This is a genomic window from Paenibacillus sp. WC2504, assembly GCF_052682475.1.
In genome coordinates this window covers 2,301,588-2,326,732 of sequence record NZ_JBQZFH010000001.1, presented here as the reverse complement: position 1 = coordinate 2,326,732, position 25,145 = coordinate 2,301,588, and the positions used below count along the sequence as shown (strand labels likewise).

Sequence of the window (25,145 nt, the reverse complement as noted above, 5' to 3'; positions counted from 1 at the left end):
GATATGAAAATTAAGACTAAAGCTTCACTGCTTTCATTCATTTGGTTAACTAGCATTCTAATATCGCTTACCTTCATTATTTACTACCTTTATGCACAATATGAAAAAGAAGAAGAGCTCGAGACACTTCAATTTACTGCTGACCAAATGCTCACGCATATAAGCCCTTTGGAATTACTTCAAGAAGATAATAATCGAATTTTAAGAAGGTATCTTCCCAATCACGCCATGATTCGCTCACTTGATCTTTCTTCAAAAGTGATCAATCAAGCAGCTAATACAACAGAATTAGCAGTTATTCCGCCAAAACACATGGATACACAAGAGTCTTATTCACAAAAGCTTAATGATCAGTCCGTTATGATTGTTCGAACACCCATTCACCAAGGAACAGAAATCATCGGAACGTTAGAAATCATTACGGAGCCATTAGAGCTTGACCAAAGCTTATACCGATTGGTTGGTATTATTGGCATCGTAACGCTTGCTGCTATGCTGCTCTCTCTATCTGCTAGTTTTTTATTGTCCAAACTGTTATTCTTACCGCTATCCCGTATGATTCTGACGATGAAAGAGATCGAAACGAGTCTTGCGATTAAAAAACTACCTTTGAATCGAAAGTCAAAGGATGAGCTCTATCAATTATCTGAGACATTTAATCATTTGATGGAACGGATTGAGATGAGTATGAAGAAACAGCGGCAGTTTATATCAGATGCCTCACATGAGTTTAAGACTTCACTTACCATTATTGAAGGCTATACGTCGCTCATTCGTAGATGGGGCTTTGAAAACATGGACCTTCATATGGAAGCTCTTGACGCTGTTCATGACGAGAGCAAAAGAATGAAACACATCACTTATCAATTGCTTGAATTGGCTGAACTAGAACATGAACCTACATTAACCTTTTCCTCTTTTGATCTAGTGACGTTATGTAAAGAGAACATTCAGCTTCTTCGGCCACTTTCAAACAAAGAATTCATACTTCTCTCCTCCGAAAGCAGCATGATGATTGAAGCAGATCGGCTGCAAATTAAGCAAGTTATCCTAATCATTTTAGATAATGCGATGAAATACATGACACATCACACCCATGTCTACCTATCTAAAACAGATCCAAATTATTGTATACGCATTGTTGACGATGGCAAAGGCATTCCCACCGAAGAATTGCCTTTCGTCTTTGAAAGATTCTATCGCGTAGACCGTTCACGGAGCCGACAAACTGGAGGATCGGGCTTAGGTTTAGCCATAGCTGAACGTATTGTCAAACTACATAAGGGGACAATTCAAATTTCAAGCGTACCCCATTATGGAACAGAAGTTATTGTTACCATCCCTATATGTAAAACCACCAACTCGATTTAGGAATTGGAGGTTTTGGATTGCTGCAATAAATATTTGGCATACAGTAGAGGCGTTTCATATGTTCGGTAGAATGTAGAGCTCATCTTAGCTTTCTTAAATGAATACCGTTGGTCTCGCCCATTTACTTCAATTAATTTAATATGACCGCGGTGATCAATCCCGATATCTAACCCTACATCGGCTAAGTGAGGTAGCTTCTCACTCAAGTCATTCATGATACTAATAGATGCACTGCGTATGGCTTCCATCATTCTTTCAAAGTCGAACCTATTATTTTTAAAAAGCACTTCGGTTCGTCTTACCTTTCCCCCCTTAGCCACATTAGTTACATGTCTTCCAGCACCAGCGACTTTTCCCACTACTCCTGTTACTTGCCATCTTCCTGTTATACCGCGTTGAACAGAGACACGTAAATCATAAGATCTGCCTTTGTATGTTGCTAAGGCAATTGCTTCTTGAATCATGTAAGTTCTCTTTCCAACAACTCTCTGAATAACAGAAATAGCTCCCTTCGCAGATAGCAGCATTGGCCTTCCTTTTCTCAAAAATAACAACCATTTTCCGCTTAAATGCTTGGACAGCTTCATTATTCCATTGCCGACACTATCGTTTGTAGGCTTTATGAATAGAGAAGGATAAGCAGCCATAGCTGATTTCAAATCCTTTTCTGAATACTTCAGTGAGACAGGTAAGTAATCTCGCAGATGAACGTTTTGATGCAACAGTTTATAGATGTAGTATTTGTCATATCGATTCTGCCTATTGAAAACATAGCTCGATTCCGAGAATTGTTTGAGCTTACGTTTAAGAAATGGTGATAATGTTATCGCTCGGTTATGTGTAACCTTTGGAATCGATCGACGTACAAACTTATACCTATTTTTTGCATAGATATAACCTTGGGCCGAAGTACTGCCAATCTGATGAAGGGAAGTATAGAAAGCCGTTAGCTTATGCTGTTTGGCTGCTTGATTATATAAGGAAAGCTTCTCACTTCCTGTTTTCCCTTTAGGTATTCCCATAAACGTTTTTCGATCCAACAGAACACCTACTGTATGACTCATGAACCCACCACCATTTCTAGTACCTACATAGATACGGTATGTCACCTTCCCATTCGTCAACACGGTTGTTGCCCAATTACTTGGATGAGAATGTTATCATAATCGGGAATTATGCTCACACCTAAAAACCCCCTTCCTACATATGAAGGGGGTTTTGGATTTTTGCATCTGTCATGAAATAGCTTTACATTCATCATGATCTTCCTTTTTTCCAGGGATGATTAGGATATGTTCCAAAATGAATTCTTTCTCCTCAACGGTTAAGTTTGATCGATGGATCAGATGAACTATTTTCCCCTCTAACTCATGGATCTCTTCTAAAAAATTATCAAGAATCTCTTTCATCTGAATCATGCCTCCCCATTCTAAATTGACGCTAACATGAATTGGCCATTCCAATGAAGCATGATATCTTTTACGATATGAGCTGCTGCATGACTTCGGTGCAACTCCTCCATATGATCCCGAATTTCTTCATATTTTTGAGGATGATGAATGAAATGTTGAATACTTTTCGAAAGTTCTTCCATTTTTTTTGAGATTGAAGCTACGCCGCGGCGTGATAAATATAAAGCATTTTCTTTCTCTTGACCGCCATTAGGCTTATAAATGAAAACCGGCACTCTTAAGGCTATGGCCTCTGTCAACGTTAGTCCGCCTGCTTTCGTTACCATACAACTAGCTTGAGCCATCCAATCATGAAGATTATCAACAAACCCATGGATGGTTATCCCGTTATAAGCTGCAAACTCCACTTCTAATCTATGTTTTAACTTCTCATTATGACCACAAACAACAACCAATTGACAATTATCTAAATGAAAAAGCGTGCGCATCATTTCCTCGATATAACTTGTTACACCGCTATCTGTGGCCATGATAAGAATGATCTTCTTCTGCTGATTTCTTGCACGAATCCTCGTATTGACGAACTCTTCTCTAAGCGGTATTCCGCTAACATCTATTCGGTCCTTGCTAAATCCTCTTGCAATGATTTGCTTTTTTAAGTCTTCTGTTGCCACATAATATCGGTCGACTTTCGGGTGAAGCCAACTAGCATGTAACGCATAATCCGTAAGCACGGTATAATTCTTAATCCCCATTGGACTGCAAACGATTGGAGAAGCACCGAACGGGAAAGTATTGACGACTACATCCGGCCGTTCCTGGTGAATAATCTCTCTCAATTTCTTTTGCCCTAAATAGGTCATCGACTTCTGAAATATGGCTGTTTCTTTGGTTTCCCGTGTCAAATAATAGCTCCAACCATAATAGTCAATTCCTAGCCGCGAAACTTTCATACTTTTGCTAATCAACGTAGATGTAATTGAATGAATCCATGGATGACCTTCTTTCATTAGATTCACAATCTTCACATTCTCCACACCTTGCTGATTGAATTGCTGTAACAATGCTTTAGAAGCCTGGAGATGTCCATTCCCATAATTAGCCGTAAGGATTAAAACACGAGGATTAAATGGTATCACTTGCCTACCACCTTTCATCACATACTTTTATAACCGAAACCGATAACCTGCTCCCCATACCGTTTCAATGTATTGCGAATTAGATGGATCTACTTCAATTTTTTCTCTTAATTTACGGATATGGACCGTAACCGTCTGGGCATCTCCCATAGCATCAAATCCCCAAATCCGTTCAAATAGGTGATCCTTACTAAAGACTCGATTGGGATTCGTAGCTAGAAAATAGAGCAAATCAAATTCTTTGGTTGTTATATTAATCTCCTGATCATGAACAAATACCCGACGGGAACTATTATCAATTAAAAGTCCTTGTATGCGAATTTCATCTTTATTTTCTTTGGTACCAATTAATCGTTCGTATCGTGCTAAATGTGCTTTAACCCTTGCTACTAACTCACCTGGCTTGAAAGGCTTGGTAATATAATCATCTGCCCCTAGACCAAGTCCACGAATAACATCAATATCCTCTTTTTTGGCAGTAACCATCAAGATTGGAATCTGATATTTCTCACGAATTTGCTTGCATACTTCAAATCCATTTAACAAAGGTAGCATGACATCTAGAATGATTAAGTCGAACTCTCCACTAAGACCCAACTTAAGGCCTTGTTCGCCGTCAGTTGCGATATCGACCTTATATCCGTTTACCTCCAAATAATCACGTTCAAGTTCTGCAATAAGCTGTTCATCTTCAACAATAAGTACCTGTTTCATTCATTCCCACCGTCTTTGCGCGTCTTTTGCGGTAATTTTATGGTAATACAAGTCCATTGGCCTTTCATACTTTGTGCGCTAATGGCCCCGCCGTGTCCCTCGATCATTTGTTTGGAAATCGCTAACCCTAAACCGCTTCCCCCATTGTTGCTGTTCCTAGACGGATCTGCCCTGTAAAAGCGATCAAAAATATATGGGAGCGCTTCTGCTTCTACACCAGCCCCGTTATCCCTAATTTCTATGATAACGCTTGTCCCTGCAGTCTTTGCATGCAAAGTGATGGATTTCTCGGCTTTGTTCATATATTTTAAACAATTGTCTACAATGTTAGAAAAGACACGTCTCATTTTGTCTCGATCAATAGAAACCAGTGTCCGCTGGTCAACTGCGATATCTGACTGATAATGAATGCCTTTTTTATGGAGTTCAAATTCAAGTTCGTCCGACCAATCCATTAGAAAATCGGAGAAGTTGACGACTTCAAAGTTAAACGGCACTCGCTTTAAATCCAGTTTGGAATAAAGAAATAGTTCATCAATTAAATGATCCATCTCTTCCGCTTTGGATGAAATGATTTCGATGTATTTTTGTCTTTTGTCCGTGGTATCGGCAATTCCATCACCTAGTCCATCGATATAACCTCTAATAGCCGTAAGCGGGGTCCGAATATCGTGCGAAATGTTAGAAATCAATTCTTTTCGGTTTTCTTCATATTGAACTTGCGTTTGAATAGATTCTTTCAGCTGCTTGCGCATTTGTTCGAAGGCTATGCTGAGCTGCCCGATCTCATCCGCACTTGTTATCTGAACTTGGAAATCCAGATCACCGGATTGGATCCTTTTCATTGCATTCTTTAATTTGCTTAGGGGTGAAATAATACTTTTAGAAACAAAATAAGTTAATGAGCTATGCGTCAGAACTAATATAATAAGGAGCGTTATAAAAAGAACCGGGAAAAATTTCTGTGTAAAGTTAACTAACGGATTAACACTCGTAATAATAAAGACACTTCCGGCCTGCTGATCGGAAAAATAAAAATCAAAAGAACTAATCTCCAGCAATTCTTTCCCAATATGTTTGGCATCTTCGTGTTCCGGATGGCCAGGATGCTTAAATTCAGGCAATTGCTGAAATACATCTGAATTTACTAAGGTTGGAGATACATATACAAACGTATTATCTTTTCGTACAATCATCCTTGAGTTATTGGTTTGCAGTTCTTGATCGATGTCAGCCAGATAAGTCAGGTCGGCAAGCATGCTTGGATTTTTCTCCGAGGTTCGTTTCATTTCCTTGAAAGTATGCTCCAGATTCTGATTCTCGAATAGTCCGACCCCCGAGCTCACTTGTTCGCGAATACCTTGGAAATCTCCACGAAATACCACGATTAATAATATGGCTGTGATGATCATCATTACGAGTGGAATTAGCAGCATGGCTGCATAGGAAAGCAATAACTTTAGACGAATTGACATGTGCAGACCCCGTTTATTTATACTTCTTTTCGGTCGAATTTATAGTAACCTAGTGCCATGAACAACATACAACTTGAAACCAAGAAAAGTGAAGTCGTTACTAATTTACCATTGGAGACAGACTGATTTAACCATAACATATGCCAGTCTGTATACGATGTTGGTGAAAATGCAGCGAAATTGTGCAGCAAGAAGGGAGCTATTTTAGCTGCAGCAAAAAGAATGAGTGCAAAAACCATATATCCGCTGGCTGATTTAAAAAACTGTGAAACAAATACAAACAAAGACGATATGGCTACCATAGAAACAAAAGCTGCAACATAGGCTTTCAACATTCCCATTGTTTCCGTGAAACTAGATGTGGTTCCAGCAAAAATGTTGCAAATAGAGGTTACGATGCCAAGCACAATCAGGATACCAGCAATACAAGTGACAAGAGCAGCCGCTTTTGTTCCATATACTTGAAAACGTGAATTTGGTCGTAGTAAAGCAAGTTTCATCGTTCTGGATCCTACTTCACCAGGGAATAAATCAGCCGTAATGGTTAGGATCAAGAGTGGGATCCAAATGCTCGTATAAATCGATAGCATCTCAATCGGAAAAGATTGGCTAACTGCAAAAAGTCCAAGAAAAGGCTGTAATGCTTGAAGAGAAACAGCAAGTACGATCGGCAATAGAGCTGAAAAGATAGCAAACATCACGACTTTTTTTCGATAAAACATTAAGTAAAGTTCATTTAAGTAAGCAGCACGCCATCTATGCACTCGCGTTGTCCTCCTTTGGAAGCTGAAGCTCATCGATATAGAATTGCTCCAAGGATTGATTTTTTTGTAATAATTCAGAGACATATCCTTCTCTTCTCAGCTGCCCCCCTATGACGATTCCCACTCGATTACATAACTGTTCTAACTCGTGAATCATATGGCTCGAAATTAGAAATGAGGTTCCCATTTCTGTGGACAACTGCTTGATTAATTTTCGAAACATCACGGTTCCTTCAATATCCAATCCATTCGTAGGCTCATCTAGTATGACGAGTTTCGGTTCAGGTAATATAGCCGCGGCAAGCGCTAATTTTTGTTTCATGCCTGTGGAATAGCCTTTTATCTTTTCTTTGCGCACTTTTAACAAGCCTACAAGATCCAATACTTCTTCGATTCGTTTCGATACGACAGCTGGGTAGAAACGAGCTACTAATTCTAAATACTGATTCGCTGTAAGAAAATCATGAAAATCCGCCGATTCAACCATCGTGCCTACATGCTGCATACCCGCTTCAAAATGTTCGGGAATTCTATTATTAAACAAAGTAATTGTTCCTTGATCCGGTCGAATTAAACCCGTTATCAATTTTAAAAATGTCGTTTTCCCTGCACCGTTTGGACCGAGCAAACCATACACATCACCAGCATATAGCCGAAGCGTCATATCTCGAATTCCACGTTTATTGGCATATTCTTTACATAAATTAGTTGTTTCTAAAATGATATTCATTTGGTTCCCCCATTCATGAACAGCAGACAAGCTTCAACAGGGAAGCCTGTCTGCATGAGCATCTAACCTAGTAAATCATTCATGTTCTTGCTTACCTTGGTGATCATGCTTCAACGTTTGCACCGTTTTTCCAGTAAGATCAACGGTTTCGGGTTTTGTAAGATTATAATCCGACAGATTCGCTTGAAGGTGCAGAGTCACTTGATGTACGGTGCCTGCGTCATCTTTGCCAGATACGGTTAGATCCGCTTCTTGATGAGAAAGATAATTACTTGAATTCACTGTTGCTTTGATCGATACATGTTCAATTTTGATGTCTTGTGTCAGTTGAGGAGCTGCATTTTTCAGGAAATCCTCTTGAAATGGTAATGCGTTCGCCTGAACAGCATCATCATTCTTTTCGCCATCGTGTTCGGTCTTAGTAGCTTCTTTAATAGCGATTGGCGCCAATGCATTTACTACAGTTGGAATTTGCGCGTTATCCAGTTGAATAGAAATGTCTTTGGAACCATCATCCTTCGTATCAACAGCTACATAATCTTTCAGATTGCCGACTAACGCATCGATGACCGTTTCAACTTGCTGAGGAATTTCCGTTTCATTCAGCTTATTCTCGGTTTTGTGTTTCTTCTCGTTCTCTTGTTTCACGAAATACACATCGCTGGCAGCTGATTTAAGTACAGTTTGGTTCGCTTCCTTATAGAAGCTAAGTGCTTGCTGATTACCATTCACCGATACATTTGCGCTACCACTTGCTGTTTTCGAATCTAGACTTACTTTAAAACTTCCGTTCGCACTAGCAAGCACTGCTCCATTATCTTGCAATGCCGCTTCTGCTTGTACTGCAACATTTTGAACCGTTTTGGTGTTTTTAAGCGCTGATTTATAGGCTTCATACCCTGATGTACTCGCCATTGCGCTAAACCCAGTTGTCACCATAACAATACTGCTAATCCCAACAGCACTACCTAACATTATCCACTTTTTTTTCATGATTTCCTCCTAATATAGGGATCTTTGAGTGGAGCTCAAAGTCTCTCCGCTTTGGGATCTTTGAGTGTAACTCAAAGTCTCTCCTTTTTGGTATTGGGCTTACCTCTAAATCATAGGCATTAAAAATGAAACGCTTATGAACCAATTCTTAAAACTTTCTTAACTATCCATTTATTAAAAATAAAAATCCGTTCATCACTTGAACGGATTTATAGAGAGTTATAGTTTCGTTGAATATTCGCTTACGAGTTTCTTCTTCCAAACTTTGTTCTCCACAACTTCATACCAATGAATAACTTGGAATAGCATGTTTTGCACTTTTGGAACCCTAGTTAATAATTGATGTACAACAGCCGCGGCAGCTATGCCGAGCACTGCTCCTGCCAAAACGTCTGATGGGTAATGAACCCCTGTCCATACTCTCGAGACAGCAATGCACGCTGCTAAGACAAGCCACACCAATCCTTCTTTTCTACGGAAACTCCAAATCGAAGCAGCAATGACAAAAGCCCCAGTGGCATGGTCACTTGGAAATGAAGCATTGGCTGGATGTTCAATCAATTGAAGCACCGCATGCGTAACGAAGGGGCGATCTCGATAGAAGAAATGCCCGATAATTCCGCTGCATGCAAAGGCTACACAAGCAGAAACAAGCGATTGCACAACCATTTGGCGTTGGATTCGATGCCTAGTAAACCAATAAATCACTATGCCAATGTAAAATACGTACTCAGCATAAGAAGCAAACATACGCATAACAGGATTTAGAACATCCATCGTGCGTCCTAATCCATTAACCATTTGAAACAACTGATAGTCCAACTGAGCAAAACTCATTTTCATCAATCCTTTAATTATAGTAGATGCCTCCAAGAAGACATTACAATAACTTTACATGATGAAAATGAGAGGAAAATGAGAAAACATAACTATATAAATTTATAAGATTGGAAACTTCACACTTACTTTTGTTCCAACTTTCTCCTGACTACTGACCGTTATTTCCCCCTGATAATTATTGACGAGACGCTTAGCGATGCTTAATCCAAGTCCAGTTCCTGCTAATTCACGGCTTCTTGCCTTATCCACACGGTAGAAACGGTCGAAGACATGTGCCACATCCTCTTTGGGAATTCCAACTCCATGATCTGCAATGGTTATTTCAACTTCATTTTTACCTGTTGTTCCTTCAATTAAAACTCTCTTATCTTCCGTCGTGTATTTGACGGCATTATCCAAAACTATTAAGAGAATTTGCTCGACATGCAATGGGTTTATCATTATGAAAACATCTTTAATTTTTTCTAAATTCACTTCAAATACAAAATCCGGATGGAGCAGTTCCAATCTTTTTAGCGTCTCATGAATAATAGGCTCAAGCTGGGTTGGCTCTCTATTTTCATATGAGAATTGAGACTCTGCTCTCGTTAATGTCAGTAATTCTTGCACAATACCTCGCAAACGCCTAATCTCTTGAAGTGATGCTGACAATGATTCATCGAGCACAACAGGATCGGATTTGCCCCAGCGATCTAAGAGCGATAAATGACCCTCCAAAATGGTTATGGGCGTTCGAAGTTCATGGGAAGCATCTTCAACAAACTGTTTCTGTTGACGAAAGGAAACTTCCAGTTGATCCATCAATTCATTAAAAAGTTTCGCCAAACTAGATAATTCGTCCCCATTTTCTATCTGCACAACTCGCTCCTTAAGTCCATTCTCTTTGACACTCTGAATAGTTGATGCCAACGTCCGAATCGGACGCATGAACTGCCGCGCAATGGCTAAACCACCAAGTCCGCTAATAAAAATAGCCAGCACACCACCGACTACCATTACCCATAAAATCGTCTCGCTAAAATGATCGAATGTTTCCAAATTACTTGCCAACTCAATAGTCCCAACAAAGTCAGCGGTAATCAGTGGACTCCTGTATATTAAAATGTGCTCTTCCTGATGGGTAATGTCGGTTAGCTCTTGTGAACTAGTTGGTTTCCGTGAAACCCAGTTCTCATCAAAATGATTTGAAACCGTCAGCAATGAAGTTCCATCCTTATCAAGGATGCGTATCAATTGGTTTTTTCCAATAATTTTCTCTAAATAAGATCGGCTATCTGAAATTTGCAAAGTCTCTGTCCTGTTTAATTTCTCGTGAAAATAGTCTTCAAGCTGAATCATATTGACTTGGATTTGATCTTTCTCTTGTTTCAACATCCATTGTTTAAGCACTACGTATTGAGCAAAATTATAGGTTACAAATATCAAAAAGATTAACGCGGTAGCTCCAAACATGAGCTTCCACTTGATCGGAAGGCGCCGAATCATCATTCTTAGACGTTCAATCATCTCATTACATATCCTATTCCTCTTATGGTATGAATTAAATTTGTTTCCCCGTTATAACCTAGTTTGTTTCGCAAATATCTCACATAGACATCGACAACATTCGTCTCAACTAAAGAATCATACCCCCATACTTGATCCAAAAGCATATCACGTGTTAAGACAAGATTATGGTTTTTCATGAACATCACTAATAGATCGAACTCGCGTTTCGTAAGCGCAACAATTTCTTGATCCTTATATACAATATGGGCATCCAAATCGACAGTAATATTCTGAAAAGAAAGCTTTTCATGCGCGTCATTTCTTTCTAACTCCGTACGGCGAAAAATAGCTCTTATTCGTGCTAATAATTCTTCAATGGCAAATGGCTTGGGCATATAATCATCTGCACCGCTATCTAAGCCAGATACGCGATCAACAACACTATCCCTGGCTGTCAACATCAAGATCGGTGTCTTCTTGGCAGCACGTATCCGTCGACACACCTCAATACCATGAAGTCCCGGCAGCATGAGATCCAACAATATTAAGTCCCACTCTTCTTGAAGCGCTAATTCCAATCCTTTTTTACCATCATAAGCGGCCTGCACTTCGAACAATTCATGCTCCAGCTCCAGTTGAATAAATCGGACTAGGTTTTTTTCATCTTCAATGAGCAATATTCGTTTCATCGTTATCTCCCTGATTCATAAGTTAAGGTTTACCAGTGCTTGTATCCCCAAGTAGTTTTAAGATCAAGATGTTTTTCTATACAGTATCATCCCAATGAACTATTTTAACGATAAGAAATGAGAATTTAATGAGAATTATTCATAAGAAGATATATGTAGCGACACACGCTATCGCAATTAACGCAACTACAGGCCGCTATTTTACCGTATAGTGGGCATTTCGCAGCTGCAGGGAACTAGCGTCCGCTATTTCTCCGTTTTCGCAGGGAAAACGGAGAATGGCAGGTAAATAGGGCCCTGTAGTTCTGCTAACGCGCGGAAACGGTCGATTTTGCCAGGAGTAACGGCCCCGGGTTCCCTTATTTTCCGAGCATACATGATCAACAAGAAAAAACGGCCCGTGTTCGCGACTGTTTCGCGAATGGACCGTTTTTTGCTTTTCTCAATTAGATTAAGAAATTACCATACAAATGCGGATGTGATGATGACCAAAAGAATAAAGAGAACCAAAATTGCTGCTGCGTTGTTACCATAACCTGCACAACTACCACCATAACCTACTGCTCCCATGTATACTCATTCCCCTCTGGTGAAATGTCACTACGGTATAAAATATGTTGGTTACGTAATGATTGATTGGACGTATGTACCAAATTGAGTATTAAATAACCGGCATTTATTATAAAGATTTTCGGATCGTCCACTTTTATATAACATCCCCGAAAAAAATAAGTGCAAACTCCTGCCATTTGCCCACGCATTATTTTTAATGTTGAATCTTATATATGAAACCACCACAGGCAATTCATCTCATATTTCACCTTCGTTTACCATAAAAAGGTCACCCTTAGTTGATGAATAAGGGTGGCCTTTTTGATATTTCCAGCCAGTACCCAACTCACCTGGCACCCTCATTTAAACGACAAAAAAACGGTCTGTATCGCATCGATAAGACCGTTTTTTTGCGATGTCGATTTAGATTGCAAAAGTCATCAAGATAATAACCAAAAGAATAAAGAGAACCAGAACAGCTGCTGCGTTGTTAACACCATAACCTGCACAACTTGCACCACTCATATCTAGTCATTCCCCTCAAATAAATTTTAACTACGGTATAATCATACGCTGGGTATGTGATCATTGCTTGGGCATAAGTCTATATTCTGCTTCATTTTTCAATTATTGTTCTGAGGTAGTGAAATAACAGGTTGCACTACACATTTACCCAAGCGGAATTTTAATTTTTTGCATAATTTAATTCTACTCATCATTGTGAAGGAGATCGGATGTTGAAAAGGGAGTGAAAGTTATGAAATGGCGCGATTCCCTAGGTGGTTATAAGGCCTACATTAGTCTCGGTTCTACATGTCAAACAGCCTATCAGCTTAAAAGACTGGGCTTACGAAAATATGCGGGTCCCTTAGATTGGTTTGTTTCCGATTCGATCGGGGAAGTGGTTCGTTTGATAGATCATCGTTTCAACGGATTTATGGAACTTAGCCAGCTTGAACTCATTGGCACTACCTATGAATGCTTTGTTGTAAGAGATAACGGAAGTGGCGTTATATCCTTCCATGACTTCCCTCTTTATCTCACTGCGGGGCGATGGAGGGAGGCTTACCCCGCGTTTAAACAAAAGCTCAATCGACGCGTAGATCGGTTTTTGAGAACTATACAAGGTCAACCCATTCTTTTTATTAGAACCAATTCTACAAAAAAGGAAGCGCAGGAGCTACACTCAGCAATAAGAAGGCTGAAGCATGGAAAATTCCACCTTCTGATCGTGAATAACCACCAGAAAGACAGCAAAGACGTGATTTACGAGGATTGGGGGCTAGCTGGAATTAGCTCGGTGCTCCTACCAAAAGGTGAAGACTGGAGAGGATATAACCAAGCTTGGGATACGTGTATGAACGGCTTTAAATTGAAAGCTTCGTCCCTTCGTTGAGTCTAGCCCTGCAACATTTTCTTTTTGGGGAGTGTTAAATGAAGTCCTTAAGTATGCTCAATGATGAAAAGAGCAGTTGCCGCGGCGATCTGCTCCTGGTTTGTTTGAACTAACGTTATTCGTTAGCGGGTAGCCTCAATGGAAGCTACTTTATTCTCTTATGAATAGGATGATCCTCACTTAACTCAAGCAAATCCCATAGGTTTCCATATAGATCTTTAAACACAGCGACAATTCCATAGGATTGTTCTTTGGGCTCTCTAACGAACTCAATTCCTTTTGCCACCATGTCATTATAATCTCTCCAGAAGTCGTCCGTGCTTAAAAACAGAAAAACTCTACCACCTGTCTGGTTTCCAATAAACATATCTTGTTCCTGTTTCGATGCTTTCGCAAGCAATAATGTAGTGCCAACAGAACCTGGCGGGGAAACTACTACCCATCGTTTATCTTGTTCAGGTTGATAGGTATCCTCAACTAAAGTGAAATTCAGCTTCTTTGTATAAAAATCTATTGCTTCATCATAATCTTTTACCACAAGAGCAATATGAACAATTGATTGAATCATAATTGACTCCTCCCGAAAGAGTAATAATTTTCAAGTAACAGCACGCAATACTGCCATTCGTTCTACTCTAATTTCTTTCATAAATATGAAAAAAATAAGTGTAAGGATTCTTACTGTCAGTTATCCCTTTCTCAACGGATATTTCCTTCCATTCACTAAAATCAATCTCCGGAAAAAAGGTATCTCCTTCAAATTCATAATGAATTTTTGTTACATACATTTTTTTAACATATGGCATAAACAGTTTGTAAATCTGTTCTCCTCCAAAAATGAAAATCTTCTCTTCATTCTGGCATAAATCAAAAACTTTTTGGATGGAATGCGCCATTTCACAACCTTCTATGTTTAACTCTGTATCTCTACTTAATATAATATTTCTACGATCGGGAAGTACCTTTCCAATGGATTCAAAATTTCTTCTCCCCAATACAATTGTATGCCCCTTTGTTATTTTGTTAACATACCGCCAGTCATTAGGGATCCTCCATGGAATGTCATTGTCTTTTCCAATAACTCTATTTTTGTCCATTGCGGCAATTAAATATATCTCCACTTACTCCACCCTTTAACATGTTTGCTTTATAAAATTATATTACCTCTAAAATTTGATTTTTATGGTGCTTGTCATGATCATTAAATTCGTGAATGATGTAAAGCAAAGAATAAGGTGTACCTGTATGCGGGCAAGTTTCTACTCCATTCACTGTAACACGTTTAAATACAACTTCTGTTTCCGCTAAAAGTATTTCAACTAACTGAAGGCGTGTTAGCTTAAATTCATCGAGCAGACGATTTTGGGAAATTCCTGATCTGGCATATTCATAAGCTATATCATTAAATGAATCGAAATCCGGAAATACCATTCCTTCACCCGCTTTAATTGCTGGTATGATCGTTGTGATAAGGTAACTATCCCAATTTTTCAGATGCGAAATAATTTCTCCTACAGATGCTTTTCTTTCAGCTATAGGTTGTAACCAGGCGCTCTCTTGTACATCCTGTAAGGTATCCGTCCACTCTGTAAATTTTTTATACTGAAGAATCGTACTTCTATCCAAGCTAATCATCTCGAAGTCTCCAATTCATTTTGGAATAATAATCCATCTTTATAATACCGAATATACGTTCGTTTGTGAAGATATAATTTTGTGCAGACATTTTAATTTAATTGCAAAAAAAAAGACCCACAACTTGGTTTGTGGGTTTCTTATTTAGTTTGATATGGCTAATTATACGCACGATAACCATCACTGCAATAATACATATCTTTTATAATAATCAATAAGCTTCTGTTCCATAGATGATTTTAATTGATCTAATTCAGCATTCAGTTGTTCAAAAGTTTCCTTATCCATTCTGTATAACGGCTCTTCTTGCTCTAAGTTGCAGATGAAAGAGACTCTGTTTGCAGTAGGAGGATGTGACGCATCTAGCCGCGCCCCCGCTTTTACGGAAGCTCGCTTTAACCTTTCCATTTCCCTTTGTGGTAAAATCCTGATTTGCTCCTGAAAGTCTTCGAAGAAATGTCCTATTCTCTTTGAATTGATTACTTTTAAAATCGTAAATTCGAACATGGCGTCCAGATGCAGCTTATTTAATAAGGATACCGTGGCTTTAGGGCTTGCCGTCTGAGCCGCGAGTTGATCGGCTAAATACTCAGCACGCTGCGAATCTTGCCAAAATAAATGGCAAAGGACATAAAGAAGGAAATAAATGAATTGGGATACTGCTAACAGAACCAGATTCGCAAAAAACATGAAAAAAGCAAGAAGCCGATAACCGGGATCCCAAAGCCGATCAGGTCGTATAACGGAATACCAGTAAGTTAACGTAAAAAAAGCGGCCCCCACCCAGTAACTTCTGTTTTGATCCCCATTGATACCATGAGCTAACTCGTGTGCAATTAATGCAGTTAACTCCTTCTCATCAAGAATTTGAATTAATGGCAGTCCTAATGTAATGATTTTTTTCCGGCCCAAGCCAATTTCTCTGTAGGAGGCATTAAACTTTTCGTTTATCACAACGCCTTCCACACGATCTGATCCCATTGCTTTAGCGATATCATCCATCGCGCGATATAGAGCTGGAAATGCCTCTCTCGCCAATGTTTTCTCATTCAATTTATGGAAACGAGGTCTAGTCGCCCATGCAAATACCAATAATATACAACCAAAAATTAGAATAATGATATTTTGAACATTGAAAACGACCAGGAGTATCCCACTTACGAAAAGAAACAAACTGAACAAATGAACAACAGAAGCGGCAAGATAGGTAAACAGGCGCATCCACGAAAACGTTGTGTGTAAACTACCTTTAATAATCAAAGTCTGTAGTAAATCGGAACCCATTTTCTCGCCAACCTGCAAATAGGTTCGTTCAAAAACATTTCTTGGTTTACCCTTTTTATCATCAGCCTTTACATTCCACTCACATTTATCGCACCATGTCATAAAGCCTTTGAGTACGGGAGTTTTCTCCATACAATTTGGGCATATTGTTGTTTCCAGATTTTCAATGTTTGAACTCATTAGTGAATTTATCCCACCCTGTTTCTCTTTATAGCTCATTATATTAAAGATTGATAGATATGTAATTAAAGAAATTATTGACGCCATCATTTCAGTTGATTTGCCCCCCTTCCTAACATGGATTGTCCCCCTCACTAGAAAAAAGCAGATGATATAGTGTTTATATAGGTAAACATTAACCACTCGGGGGTACGTGAAATGACAAACCAATCTAAGATTGCGACGGCCAATCGTCCATTCGCCTGCTACGGTGCGGAGCAGCTTGAGGGTATTCGCAATCGAATTATCGTGCAGCCTAAGCTGCGGCAGGAATATGAGCGGCAATGGAAGTTGTCCGATGCATTTGCGAATGAGGAATTGTCCTTGCCTATTCAACGGATATACGCTTTCCGAACCTTTCCTTTTGTGTTCCGAACGCCGGAGCACGCTGCCTATCTGAAGTTCGCTTTACATATTCGGGGAAAAGGAGAAGTTTGGATCAACCAAGTGCAGCTTACCCATTCGGAAAAAGGACTGCCTATTCCGCTCGCAAACGGCAGGTTCGATCACGGCTTATTCGGATGGGCAGCATCGCCGTACTCCTTTACAAGCTCAACTTCCCTTCAATCTTCCGCCCCCCCCCGGACAAGGGCAGTGCTTGCACGTGAAGAACTTGTCAAATAACGACCACATGCAACTGTCAATTACGGATCAGATCCCTGTGCATAGCAAGGAACACTACAGCATTCAGACGACTCTTCGATTGGATCAACTCTTCTCGGAAGGCGGCATCAACATCGAAGTCAGGTTCCTGGACGCTGCCGGTCAACCTCTGGATGAGGTATATACTTCGCCCTCCTTTAACCGAAAGACACCGACCAATTGGGCTGTCCTGCTGGAGACAGCTGGAGCGGATGCAGACGTCTATATGGTAACTGGGGATGCGGTGTACGCAGAGCGGGCCAAACGGAAGATTCTGTACATGCTGCCGGATATGTGCCAGGGTATGGATATTTTCAAAGCAACTGGCTGGCATGATGATGATACTTACGGAGCCGTCCATATAGGACGGGGCATCGCGGTGTTATCGGTCATATACGACCAGATTGCTGACTCAGGCGTCATCCTTCCACATGAGAACGCAGACATTCATTCTAAGTTCCGTTATATAGCCGAAATGATGATGGACACTACATATTACCGATTCGATCTGGAGCAGTTTCCGGATGAAAAGGGCGGCAAACGGAGCAACTGGAACGCGGACCGCGCTACTGGCCTCGGGATCTACGCGCTCATTTTCCCTGAAGAGAAGCTTGCTGATGACTATCTGGCCCATGCCTGCGCTGTCGTCGATTGGCAGCTGGAGCATGTCGTAGACCAGGATGGCGCATGGCCTGAAAATATCCGTTACCATGGCGCAGTGCTGCATAGGTACTTTATGTTTTTCACGCTGCTGCAGCGACAAAAGGGCGTGGACTACTGGTCACGAGACAAGGTAAAAAAGATGTACCGTTTCTTAATCGACACGGTGACTCCGAAGGATAACGTTCAAGGCGGACCGAACTCGGAGCCTAAACTGCTGTCTCCTGCTCTTGGCGATTCAACAGTTGACGACCAGTGGTTTCGTTTGTTCGCTTACGCAGCGCCCTTTTATGCCACAACGGATTCACAGTTTAGTCGGGAAATGATGTGGGCATGGCAGCATGGGGGAGGCGTGGTCCGAGATACGGGTGCTTATCCCTGTACCCTGCTCGCACTTCTCTACCCACAGCCAGAGCTTCCTCTAGAAGCACCTACGCTGACTTCCGTCCACTATCAAGGGATGGGTTATATTATTTTCCGCCAACATTCCGGTGTGTGGGATCGTGAGAACTATGCCATCTTCGAAGCTTCACCGCTAACCTATCATGCCCATCACGATGAGGGGCATTTCTCCCTATGGGCGAACGGAACCCCACTGACGCTGGACCCTGGAACGGGTGGGTACTACAATGGAGACCGCCACTGGTATGTGAACGGACACGCGCATAACGTGGTTCAATTCATAGACGAAGCAGGAGTCATACAAAATGGCCCGCTGAAAAGTCTCTGTGAGGAAGTTTTCTTTTCGAATCAACTGGATTATGTTCGAAGCAAAATTCCAGATGTCCATGCGGAAGCTTACCATCGTCACTTTGCCTATGTGAAAGCCGGTGTTGATATATATGTGGTTTGGGATCATATTCGCAGTCAGAACAATAGCGTCTGGAATCTGCATACGATGAGCACCTCGTCGGATATAGAGATGAACCGAATCACTGCCCATTGCTTAAATGAAATGAAATTGGAAGTTACTTTCCTTGAGCCAAACGGCATTTCAGTATCTAAAAATCACGGAGCCGTATCCGGCGCCTATCCCCTAACAGTTCAAGAACACTTCCGAATTAGCTGCGATGGTGGTGGGGATGGTGATAGCAGTGATGGTGGTGGCGGTGGTAGCAACGATTGCAGTGCTGATGGCGGCAGTAATAACCACTCTGATTGCAGCCGTGATTACCTGACTCTGCTCTATCCGAAGACCCACGAAACGCCCGGATTTATCATACAATCTTTGCTAACTGATACCGATTACCCTGAACTTCGGATGTACAAAATACTTCGGGATGAACAAACGTTGTTCTATTTGTTAGTGAACGGGACAGAACAGTCGCACACTTTCTGCTGCCAAGCTGGAGCAACACTTTTGAATCCCCACGACAAGGTATCCTACTCCCCCAAACACAACGGTGAATGTCACATTCAGGTGGACGCCGGCAGGCTTGCTGTCCTTCTCACTAACGTGTAACACAAACAAGGTCAATCGACACTACATCGACTGACCTTGTTTGTTATTTATTCCTTTATAACGTCCAAACGAATCACATTCCACGAACTTTTAGATAGCCTAGCATGAATATGTCCGTCTTCGGCTCTTGCAGTTCCTTGGTTATGTGGGATCACATTTTCCGGGTGAAGCTTGGTATTGGTAGCTTTCAGATGATCATGTTCAAGCACCAAATGCTCGACTAACCTAACTTCACGGAAGCTGCGAAGATTGATAGCCAGATCAAGCGTTTCGGTCAGATGACGATTCACAGCAAAAACCGTAATTTGACTCTGTTCCTCGTTATAAACACTGATGGCTTCCAAATACGGAACATCGGTATAGTCTTTGGAGTCGTATTTCGGCGATCGGATAACAGGGTGCAGCACTTTTCCTCTACCGTAAAGAGAAGCATGCAGATATGGGTAATAGGTCGTTTGCAGCCAGACAGGCCCACCGTTCTCGGTCATGATAGGTGCGATGACATTGATCAATTGTGCCATACACGCCATTTTCACCCGATCGGCATGCTTGAGCATAGTGATCAAAAAGCAGCCAACGGCAAGGGCATCCTCAAGGGTGTAAGTGTCCTCGAATTCGGCCGGCGCAATCTGCCAGCGCTCCGTAGCACGGCTGGTGCCGATCGAATTCCATACGTTCCATTCGTCCAACCGGATACGAAGTTCCCGCCAGGGTATCGAATGATCGGAACCTGTAATCTCCGAATAACCTCCAGGGCATCCCGGCGGAATCCGCGTTCATCTGCTGTTGGATGGGAGGGTTCATAAATGCCTCCATATACGGCACGACCCAAATGTTCGATAAAAGAACCGTATATCCGCGGATCAACCTCATCGAGAATAAAGTCTTTGTCGACAATCATGGATGCTTGTAGTGTCATTGCCTTTTCCTCCTATTCAATTAGTGCGTTATACCTTTAAAAGAAAAGCTATAGGCGTAACTGCGGTTTGCATAAAGGGTAAACTCCGGATGCGTCTTCGACATCCAACTATCATCGCCGCCGACCCCCATTTGCCGGTAGTTAACTCGCAGCGCGATTTTGTCACTGGGAGGCAGCTTATACATATGATCGTGCGCTTCCAGCTCAGACGGTGTGTAAGGCAGCGCGTTCAGCTCCACAGCCTTGGCTCCCTCAATCCGTAAGCCAAAACCATCGGCACGTGTGAGCTCGGCCCACCTTACATCGGTTTTGTTCCCACACTCTTGAGGGCGCAGATACGGCACATACTGGTCGGCAACCTTCCCTTGATAAATCCCCAACCTTGCGCTTTCCGCACGGTCCCAATGATTTTCATGCGGGCCTCTACCGTACCACGCAAGGTTCTCAAAGCTGGCATCCAGCTGAAACATCATGCCGATCTCAGGAATTTCCGGCAGGTCTTGACCAGGCTGCAGTTCCTCACTGAGCTGAATCCTGCCATCCCCCCTCACGACATAGAACAGTTTGCAGAACGAACTGTGTGTCGTCGGCAAAATATACTCAACCGCTACTTCTACCTTATCTGCATAGGAATGTACACGCATGACATGAAGCTTACGCTCCTGTCCGGCTTCCTTCCAAGTCCTACTTCGTTCCGGGAGCTTATTTCCTTTATCATTATCGATACTGGCGCGCCAAAAGTTTGGCCTCGGAGCTTCTTTCATGAGCTCGACGCCTTTATACGAATAGGAAGTCAAATCTCCGGTCAACTTGCTGAACGTCACGCTAAAATCGGAACCAAACGCCGTAAAAGACGTCTCCGACTCTTCCGTATGTAACTGCCCAACTTCTGAAGTTTGCGCAGCCTTCATCTCAACTGGAAGCAAGAACTGTTCAAACGCCACCTCATGCCCTGCGTCCGCCCAAGCTCTACCCTCCTTCTCTAGCAATTGAACCGTCAATGTACACTCCTCACCAGCGTTCACGTTCATTGGCAGCCCAATAGGAAGTGTAATCTCTGCGGTGTCACCCGCTTCCACAGCTAGCGGAACGAGCCCTCCATCCATATTTATACCATTTTTCGCCAATTCCCATTTTAAATCATAAGCGATTAAGTTCGTAAACAGGAAGTTGTTCTTTATACGAATACGGCACTGATTCAAATCTATCATCTCAAACTTTACATTCTGATAGCATTTTTTGACTTCAGCTAATTTAGGAGTTACACGGCGATCTGCGAAAATGAGACCATTCCCGCAAAATGTGCCATCATTAGGGGTGTCACCAAAATCTCCTCCGTAGGCTAGATACTCGGTACCCTCTGAGGTTTTCGTGCGGATGGCCTGGTCAATCCAATCCCAAATAAAGCCCCCTTGGAGAATGGGATACTTATCAAAGAGCTCGCAATATTTAAAGAGATTCCCATTCGAGTTCCCCATCGCGTGACTATATTCACATAGAATAAAAGGTTTCTTCGGATTAGTAAGTGCATACTCCTCTACTTTGCTGGGAAGTGTATACATTTGGCTTTCCATATCAGAAGCTGCATCGGATTTCCGACAGCGCGTGACGCCTTCATAATGAACCAAGCGAGTCGGATCATTAGACCGGAAGAAATCATGCATTTTAATAAAATTGTCTCCGCCCCAAGACTCGTTGCCCAGTGACCAGATGATGATCGAAGGATGATTTTTATCCCGCTGGAGCATAGAATTTGCCCGGTCTAATACATTTGCCGTCCATTCCGGTTTGCTCGCAGGGACTGTCCAGCCTTCCTCCTCTTGGAAATTGGACCAGCTGCCATGCGTTTCAAGGTTGGTTTCGTCAATAACATACAGCCCATATTCATCGCATAAATCATACCAAAGCGGATGATTCGGATAATGCGAAGTACGAACAGCATTGATATTATAGGCTTTCATCAGCTGAATATCGCGAACCATATCGTCATAGTGAATGGCGCGGCCTGTATCGCAGTTAAACTCGTGACGGTTCACACCCTTGAACACGATGCGTTGGCCATTAATCTTCATCAGCCCATCGCTCAACTCAAATCTGCGGAACCCGATGCGGCAGCTCACCGCTTCAACTAAATCCCCAGATGTATCCTTCAGCGATAGAACCAAATGGTACAGATTCGGAGTCTCGGCCGTCCACTTCATGGGGTCATTAAGCATTGTGCGAAGACGCAGCTCCTGCTCATTCTCGCCGTCCAGCTTGACGTCCGCGGACAATGAAGCTTGCACAAGATTCGCATCCTGATCATAAAGGCTGACTTCCAGCGTGTGCTTGTCTAAATGCTCACCGAACGCATTCGTCACCGTTGCCTTTATATGCAAAAGACCGTGCCGGTACTCGTCGTCCAAATCCGCTACAGCACTGAAATCGTAAATATGCACTCTCGGCGTGCTGTACAAGTAAACATCGCGGAAAATACCGCTCATCCGCCAGAAATCCTGATCCTCCAACCAACTGGCATCGCACCAGCGATAAACTTCTACAGCCAATTTATTTTCACCTTCGTGCACATAAGGGGTCAGGTCAAATTCCGCAGGAGTAAACGAATCTTCGCTATACCCGACCAAGTCACCATTCACCCAGACGTAAAAGGCCGATTCTACACCCTGAAAACTAATATAAACGGGTAAATCCTTCCAGTCACTTGGTACCGTAAACGTGCGTGTATAAGAGCCAACAGGATTATACTTCGTCGGTGCAAAAGGGGGCTTGATATCCTCTTTACCTTCCCAAGGATATCTAACATTCGTGTACTGCGGGTAATCGTAACCTTGAAGCTGCCAATGTCCGGGAACTTGAATCGTATCCCAGCCGCTGGTATCATAGCCCATTTCGTAAAAATTCCTATTACGCTGTTCCGGGGTTTCGGCAAAGCTGAATTGCCACATGCCATTTAGTGAAACCGTGGATGGGGATGCGCTTCTGTCCCCTTTCAGTGCCTCTTCTATCGAGGCATAGGGCATTAAAGTCGCATGAGCTTTCATTCGATTCAATTGAAAAATCTCCGGATTATTGTTCCACTCGGGGTATCCGTTCTTAGGAGGAAGATAAGAGTATTTTTGACGCATATCGAGCACCTCTTTTGCCAAATTTTCATTTTATATACAGCTGTTTAAATTCTGAGGGTGTCATCCCCGTATGTTTCTTAAACAATTCACTGAAATGCCGCCTGTCCTCATATCCGAGAGCCTGAGCAATCTCTTGAACCTGCTTTCCTTCAAGCAGCATAGCTTTCGTCTGCTCCATCCGCTCCGTTGTTACGAACTGCGTTACTGTCATACCCGTCACTTTTTTGAACAAATTAGCAAAATAACTGCCGCTCAAATAAACCAGTTTGGCATAATCATTAACGGTCATGTTGGAAGAGACATTTTGCCGTATATGCGCAATCACTTGCTCGACAACTTGGTTCACATCTTCAACGTGGCGTTTTTGAATGAACTCGCAGCCCAACCTGCACAATTCCTTAATGTTCTCTTGAAGTTCCTTCAGCTTATAGGAGGAGAGATTTTTGATGGAATACAAATAACGTTCAATTCCTTCCATCTCATCGCGCGTCAGCTTTTCAGAAAAGACCCGATTGATTAGAAAGGCCAGCTCATCACACATACCTTTTACCACCTCGGGAGCAGGAGGAGTCGAGGCATGAACGGCTTCCTCAAATAGTTCATCCACAAGGCTGCACGCTTTTTGCAAATTTCCTGACCTTAAGCAGTAAAAAAGCTCCTTCTCCTTCTCGGGAGAATAGCGGGGCAATCTTTGATGAACCGGGCTCAAATCCCGATACGTGTAAACGGTATTGCCTCCCGTATAGAAATTATAGGAGATGGCAGCGAACGCCTGAGAATACGAATACGAGATTTGATGGATCTCCTGCACTTCTTCTCCAAGTCCAATCGATATGGTATAACGGGAGTATTTATTGACATTTTCACGGCATTTTTCCGCGATGACATCTGCATGATAAGCATCCGAAGGATTAAATATCGCAACAAATCGGTTCGTATGATCCCGAAAAACGAAACCTTTGGTGTACTCCCTCAAGCTTTCCTCCAAAATATTGTGAACCGTAAACCGGATGAGTTCGACCTCCTGAACAGGCAGCGTATCCGTTTGCTCACTGAACTGATCGATTTCCGTCAACATCACAATAAATCGCTCTCGCTCAAGTCCAATATTTAAAAAATCCCACCGCTTTTGGGCCTGTTCAGGGGTCGTTCGGAACTGCAGCAGCAGTTGAAAATATTCCTGCCTCAAAAATGGCAAGCTTTCCCGCAGCTTTCTTTCCATTTCACGATAACGCTGTGTTTCATGAAATTCCTCTTCAATGGACTGCTTCGCCTTCAAAACAACATCGATAATTTTTTGCGGGGTATACGGTTTGACAATATAATCGAACGCACCTAGACGAAGCGCCTCCTGCGCGTACTCGAAATCGGTATAGCCGCTTAAAAAGACAATTTTCGTTCGTGGAAACCACGCCAATATCTGCCTGGTCATCTCCAGCCCGTCTACTTTGGGCATTCGAATGTCCGTCAGAACGATGTGCGGCTCCGTTTGTTTGATCAGTTCTATCCCCTGCTCGCCATTGCTCGCAGTACCCGAGATGCAAACGCCGTAAGATGTCCAATCGATTTGATTGGCAATACCCTGCACGACGGTTTTGATATCGTCGATTACGCACATTCTAAGTTCAGTCGTCAT

Annotated in this window: 22 protein-coding genes and 1 pseudogene; 4 read left to right on the top strand and 19 right to left on the bottom strand. The window is 42.1% G+C overall.

Features of this window, described 5'->3' with window-relative positions; genetic code table 11:
* Nucleotides 1–3: 3 nt before the first annotated feature.
* On the top strand, nucleotides 4–1,371 hold the full coding sequence (locus ACUN27_RS10260; protein WP_445558832.1) for a HAMP domain-containing sensor histidine kinase: 1,368 nt from the start codon (nucleotides 4–6) through the stop codon (nucleotides 1,369–1,371).
* Here ACUN27_RS10260 and ACUN27_RS10255 read toward each other — a convergent pair.
* The 12 genes from ACUN27_RS10255 to ACUN27_RS10200 all read right to left on the bottom strand — a co-directional run bounded on the left by ACUN27_RS10255 (nucleotide 1,368) and on the right by ACUN27_RS10200 (nucleotide 12,185).
* Nucleotides 1,368–2,435, bottom strand: coding sequence for a YheC/YheD family protein (locus ACUN27_RS10255; protein WP_315951585.1), 1,068 nt, complete (start codon nucleotides 2,433–2,435; stop codon nucleotides 1,368–1,370). The genes ACUN27_RS10260 and ACUN27_RS10255 overlap by 4 nt on opposite strands.
* Before the next feature lie 171 nt (nucleotides 2,436–2,606).
* A complete protein-coding gene (locus tag ACUN27_RS10250) occupies nucleotides 2,607–2,780 on the bottom strand; it encodes a hypothetical protein (RefSeq protein ID WP_315951586.1) in 174 nt (57 codons plus the stop codon).
* Nucleotides 2,781–2,800: 20 nt separating this feature from the next.
* Nucleotides 2,801–3,922, bottom strand: coding sequence for an MGDG synthase family glycosyltransferase (locus ACUN27_RS10245; RefSeq protein ID WP_445558831.1), 1,122 nt, complete (start codon nucleotides 3,920–3,922; stop codon nucleotides 2,801–2,803).
* Nucleotides 3,923–3,949: 27 nt separating this feature from the next.
* Complete coding sequence (locus ACUN27_RS10240; protein ID WP_315951590.1) at nucleotides 3,950–4,636, bottom strand: response regulator transcription factor; 687 nt, start codon at nucleotides 4,634–4,636, stop codon at nucleotides 3,950–3,952.
* Nucleotides 4,633–6,111, bottom strand: coding sequence for a sensor histidine kinase (locus ACUN27_RS10235; RefSeq protein ID WP_445558830.1), 1,479 nt, complete (start codon nucleotides 6,109–6,111; stop codon nucleotides 4,633–4,635). The genes ACUN27_RS10240 and ACUN27_RS10235 overlap by 4 nt, the downstream gene beginning before the upstream one ends.
* A 17-nt stretch (nucleotides 6,112–6,128) precedes the next feature.
* On the bottom strand, nucleotides 6,129–6,875 hold the full coding sequence (locus tag ACUN27_RS10230) for an ABC transporter permease (RefSeq protein WP_315951593.1): 747 nt from the start codon (nucleotides 6,873–6,875) through the stop codon (nucleotides 6,129–6,131).
* Nucleotides 6,868–7,605 (bottom strand): ABC transporter ATP-binding protein, encoded by a 738-nt coding sequence (locus ACUN27_RS10225; RefSeq protein WP_445558829.1) that lies wholly within the window; start codon nucleotides 7,603–7,605, stop codon nucleotides 6,868–6,870. The genes ACUN27_RS10230 and ACUN27_RS10225 overlap by 8 nt, the downstream gene beginning before the upstream one ends.
* Nucleotides 7,606–7,680: 75 nt before the next feature.
* Nucleotides 7,681–8,598, bottom strand: coding sequence for a hypothetical protein (locus ACUN27_RS10220; RefSeq protein ID WP_445558828.1), 918 nt, complete (start codon nucleotides 8,596–8,598; stop codon nucleotides 7,681–7,683).
* Nucleotides 8,599–8,817: 219 nt separating this feature from the next.
* Nucleotides 8,818–9,441 carry an undecaprenyl-diphosphatase gene (locus tag ACUN27_RS10215; RefSeq protein WP_445558827.1) on the bottom strand — a complete coding sequence of 208 codons (624 nt, stop codon included), beginning with the start codon at nucleotides 9,439–9,441 and terminating at the stop codon, nucleotides 8,818–8,820.
* Nucleotides 9,442–9,537: 96 nt separating this feature from the next.
* Entirely contained in the window at nucleotides 9,538–10,926 is a 1,389-nt protein-coding gene (locus ACUN27_RS10210; protein WP_445558826.1) for a HAMP domain-containing sensor histidine kinase, read from the bottom strand.
* Nucleotides 10,927–10,940: 14 nt separating this feature from the next.
* Nucleotides 10,941–11,615, bottom strand: coding sequence for a response regulator transcription factor (locus tag ACUN27_RS10205; protein ID WP_315951599.1), 675 nt, complete (start codon nucleotides 11,613–11,615; stop codon nucleotides 10,941–10,943).
* A gap of 459 nt (nucleotides 11,616–12,074) precedes the next feature.
* Nucleotides 12,075–12,185 carry a YjcZ family sporulation protein gene (locus tag ACUN27_RS10200; RefSeq protein WP_127455728.1) on the bottom strand — a complete coding sequence of 37 codons (111 nt, stop codon included), beginning with the start codon at nucleotides 12,183–12,185 and terminating at the stop codon, nucleotides 12,075–12,077.
* Between the two features lie 739 nt (nucleotides 12,186–12,924).
* Between ACUN27_RS10200 and ACUN27_RS10195 the strand changes: the two genes are divergently transcribed.
* Nucleotides 12,925–13,563 (top strand): DUF1796 family putative cysteine peptidase, encoded by a 639-nt coding sequence (locus ACUN27_RS10195; protein WP_445558825.1) that lies wholly within the window; start codon nucleotides 12,925–12,927, stop codon nucleotides 13,561–13,563.
* A gap of 145 nt (nucleotides 13,564–13,708) precedes the next feature.
* Here ACUN27_RS10195 and ACUN27_RS10190 read toward each other — a convergent pair whose 3' ends face one another.
* The 4 genes from ACUN27_RS10190 to ACUN27_RS10175 all read right to left on the bottom strand — a co-directional run bounded on the left by ACUN27_RS10190 (nucleotide 13,709) and on the right by ACUN27_RS10175 (nucleotide 16,662).
* Nucleotides 13,709–14,131: a VOC family protein gene (locus ACUN27_RS10190; protein WP_326062352.1), complete on the bottom strand. Its 423-nt coding sequence runs from the start codon at nucleotides 14,129–14,131 to the stop codon at nucleotides 13,709–13,711.
* A 67-nt stretch (nucleotides 14,132–14,198) separates the two neighbouring features.
* A complete protein-coding gene (locus tag ACUN27_RS10185; protein WP_326062351.1) occupies nucleotides 14,199–14,684 on the bottom strand; it encodes a dihydrofolate reductase in 486 nt (161 codons plus the stop codon).
* Between the two features lie 34 nt (nucleotides 14,685–14,718).
* Nucleotides 14,719–15,198: a DinB family protein gene (locus ACUN27_RS10180; RefSeq protein ID WP_315951603.1), complete on the bottom strand. Its 480-nt coding sequence runs from the start codon at nucleotides 15,196–15,198 to the stop codon at nucleotides 14,719–14,721.
* 180 nt (nucleotides 15,199–15,378) lie between these two features.
* Nucleotides 15,379–16,662 carry a M48 family metalloprotease gene (locus ACUN27_RS10175; protein ID WP_326062349.1) on the bottom strand — a complete coding sequence of 428 codons (1,284 nt, stop codon included), beginning with the start codon at nucleotides 16,660–16,662 and terminating at the stop codon, nucleotides 15,379–15,381.
* Between the two features lie 198 nt (nucleotides 16,663–16,860).
* Here ACUN27_RS10175 and ACUN27_RS10170 point away from each other — a divergent pair, with 198 nt between their 5' ends.
* Both ACUN27_RS10170 and ACUN27_RS10165 read left to right on the top strand, forming a co-directional pair.
* On the top strand, nucleotides 16,861–17,325 hold the full coding sequence (locus tag ACUN27_RS10170; protein ID WP_445558824.1) for a hypothetical protein: 465 nt from the start codon (nucleotides 16,861–16,863) through the stop codon (nucleotides 17,323–17,325).
* Nucleotides 17,326–17,332: 7 nt separating this feature from the next.
* Complete coding sequence (locus tag ACUN27_RS10165) at nucleotides 17,333–19,465, top strand: heparinase II/III domain-containing protein (protein WP_445558823.1); 2,133 nt, start codon at nucleotides 17,333–17,335, stop codon at nucleotides 19,463–19,465.
* Between the two features lie 47 nt (nucleotides 19,466–19,512).
* Here ACUN27_RS10165 and ACUN27_RS10160 read toward each other — a convergent pair.
* The 3 genes and pseudogenes from ACUN27_RS10160 to ACUN27_RS10150 all read right to left on the bottom strand — a co-directional run bounded on the left by ACUN27_RS10160 (nucleotide 19,513) and on the right by ACUN27_RS10150 (nucleotide 25,145).
* Nucleotides 19,513–20,384 (bottom strand): annotated as a pseudogene (locus ACUN27_RS10160) (alpha-L-arabinofuranosidase C-terminal domain-containing protein).
* 20 nt (nucleotides 20,385–20,404) lie between these two features.
* On the bottom strand, nucleotides 20,405–23,509 hold the full coding sequence (locus ACUN27_RS10155) for a glycoside hydrolase family 2 TIM barrel-domain containing protein (protein ID WP_326062347.1): 3,105 nt from the start codon (nucleotides 23,507–23,509) through the stop codon (nucleotides 20,405–20,407).
* Between the two features lie 25 nt (nucleotides 23,510–23,534).
* Nucleotides 23,535–25,145: a response regulator gene (locus ACUN27_RS10150; protein ID WP_326062346.1), complete on the bottom strand. Its 1,611-nt coding sequence runs from the start codon at nucleotides 25,143–25,145 to the stop codon at nucleotides 23,535–23,537.

Coding starts and splice junctions, on each gene's coding strand:
- ACUN27_RS10260 (WP_445558832.1), top strand. CDS start 4: ATGAAAATTAAGACTAAAGCTTCACTGCTTTCATTCATTTGGTTAACT.
- ACUN27_RS10255 (WP_315951585.1), bottom strand. CDS start 2,435: ATGAGTCATACAGTAGGTGTTCTGTTGGATCGAAAAACGTTTATGGGA.
- ACUN27_RS10250 (WP_315951586.1), bottom strand. CDS start 2,780: ATGAAAGAGATTCTTGATAATTTTTTAGAAGAGATCCATGAGTTAGAG.
- ACUN27_RS10240 (WP_315951590.1), bottom strand. CDS start 4,636: ATGAAACAGGTACTTATTGTTGAAGATGAACAGCTTATTGCAGAACTT.
- ACUN27_RS10235 (WP_445558830.1), bottom strand. CDS start 6,111: ATGTCAATTCGTCTAAAGTTATTGCTTTCCTATGCAGCCATGCTGCTA.
- ACUN27_RS10225 (WP_445558829.1), bottom strand. CDS start 7,605: ATGAATATCATTTTAGAAACAACTAATTTATGTAAAGAATATGCCAAT.
- ACUN27_RS10220 (WP_445558828.1), bottom strand. CDS start 8,598: ATGAAAAAAAAGTGGATAATGTTAGGTAGTGCTGTTGGGATTAGCAGT.
- ACUN27_RS10215 (WP_445558827.1), bottom strand. CDS start 9,441: ATGAAAATGAGTTTTGCTCAGTTGGACTATCAGTTGTTTCAAATGGTT.
- ACUN27_RS10210 (WP_445558826.1), bottom strand. CDS start 10,926: ATGATGATTCGGCGCCTTCCGATCAAGTGGAAGCTCATGTTTGGAGCT.
- ACUN27_RS10205 (WP_315951599.1), bottom strand. CDS start 11,615: ATGAAACGAATATTGCTCATTGAAGATGAAAAAAACCTAGTCCGATTT.
- ACUN27_RS10200 (WP_127455728.1), bottom strand. CDS start 12,185: ATGGGAGCAGTAGGTTATGGTGGTAGTTGTGCAGGTTATGGTAACAAC.
- ACUN27_RS10195 (WP_445558825.1), top strand. CDS start 12,925: ATGAAATGGCGCGATTCCCTAGGTGGTTATAAGGCCTACATTAGTCTC.
- ACUN27_RS10190 (WP_326062352.1), bottom strand. CDS start 14,131: ATGATTCAATCAATTGTTCATATTGCTCTTGTGGTAAAAGATTATGAT.
- ACUN27_RS10180 (WP_315951603.1), bottom strand. CDS start 15,198: ATGATTAGCTTGGATAGAAGTACGATTCTTCAGTATAAAAAATTTACA.
- ACUN27_RS10175 (WP_326062349.1), bottom strand. CDS start 16,662: ATGAGTTCAAACATTGAAAATCTGGAAACAACAATATGCCCAAATTGT.
- ACUN27_RS10170 (WP_445558824.1), top strand. CDS start 16,861: ATGACAAACCAATCTAAGATTGCGACGGCCAATCGTCCATTCGCCTGC.
- ACUN27_RS10165 (WP_445558823.1), top strand. CDS start 17,333: ATGCAACTGTCAATTACGGATCAGATCCCTGTGCATAGCAAGGAACAC.
- ACUN27_RS10155 (WP_326062347.1), bottom strand. CDS start 23,509: ATGCGTCAAAAATACTCTTATCTTCCTCCTAAGAACGGATACCCCGAG.
- ACUN27_RS10150 (WP_326062346.1), bottom strand. CDS start 25,145: ATGACGACTGAACTTAGAATGTGCGTAATCGACGATATCAAAACCGTC.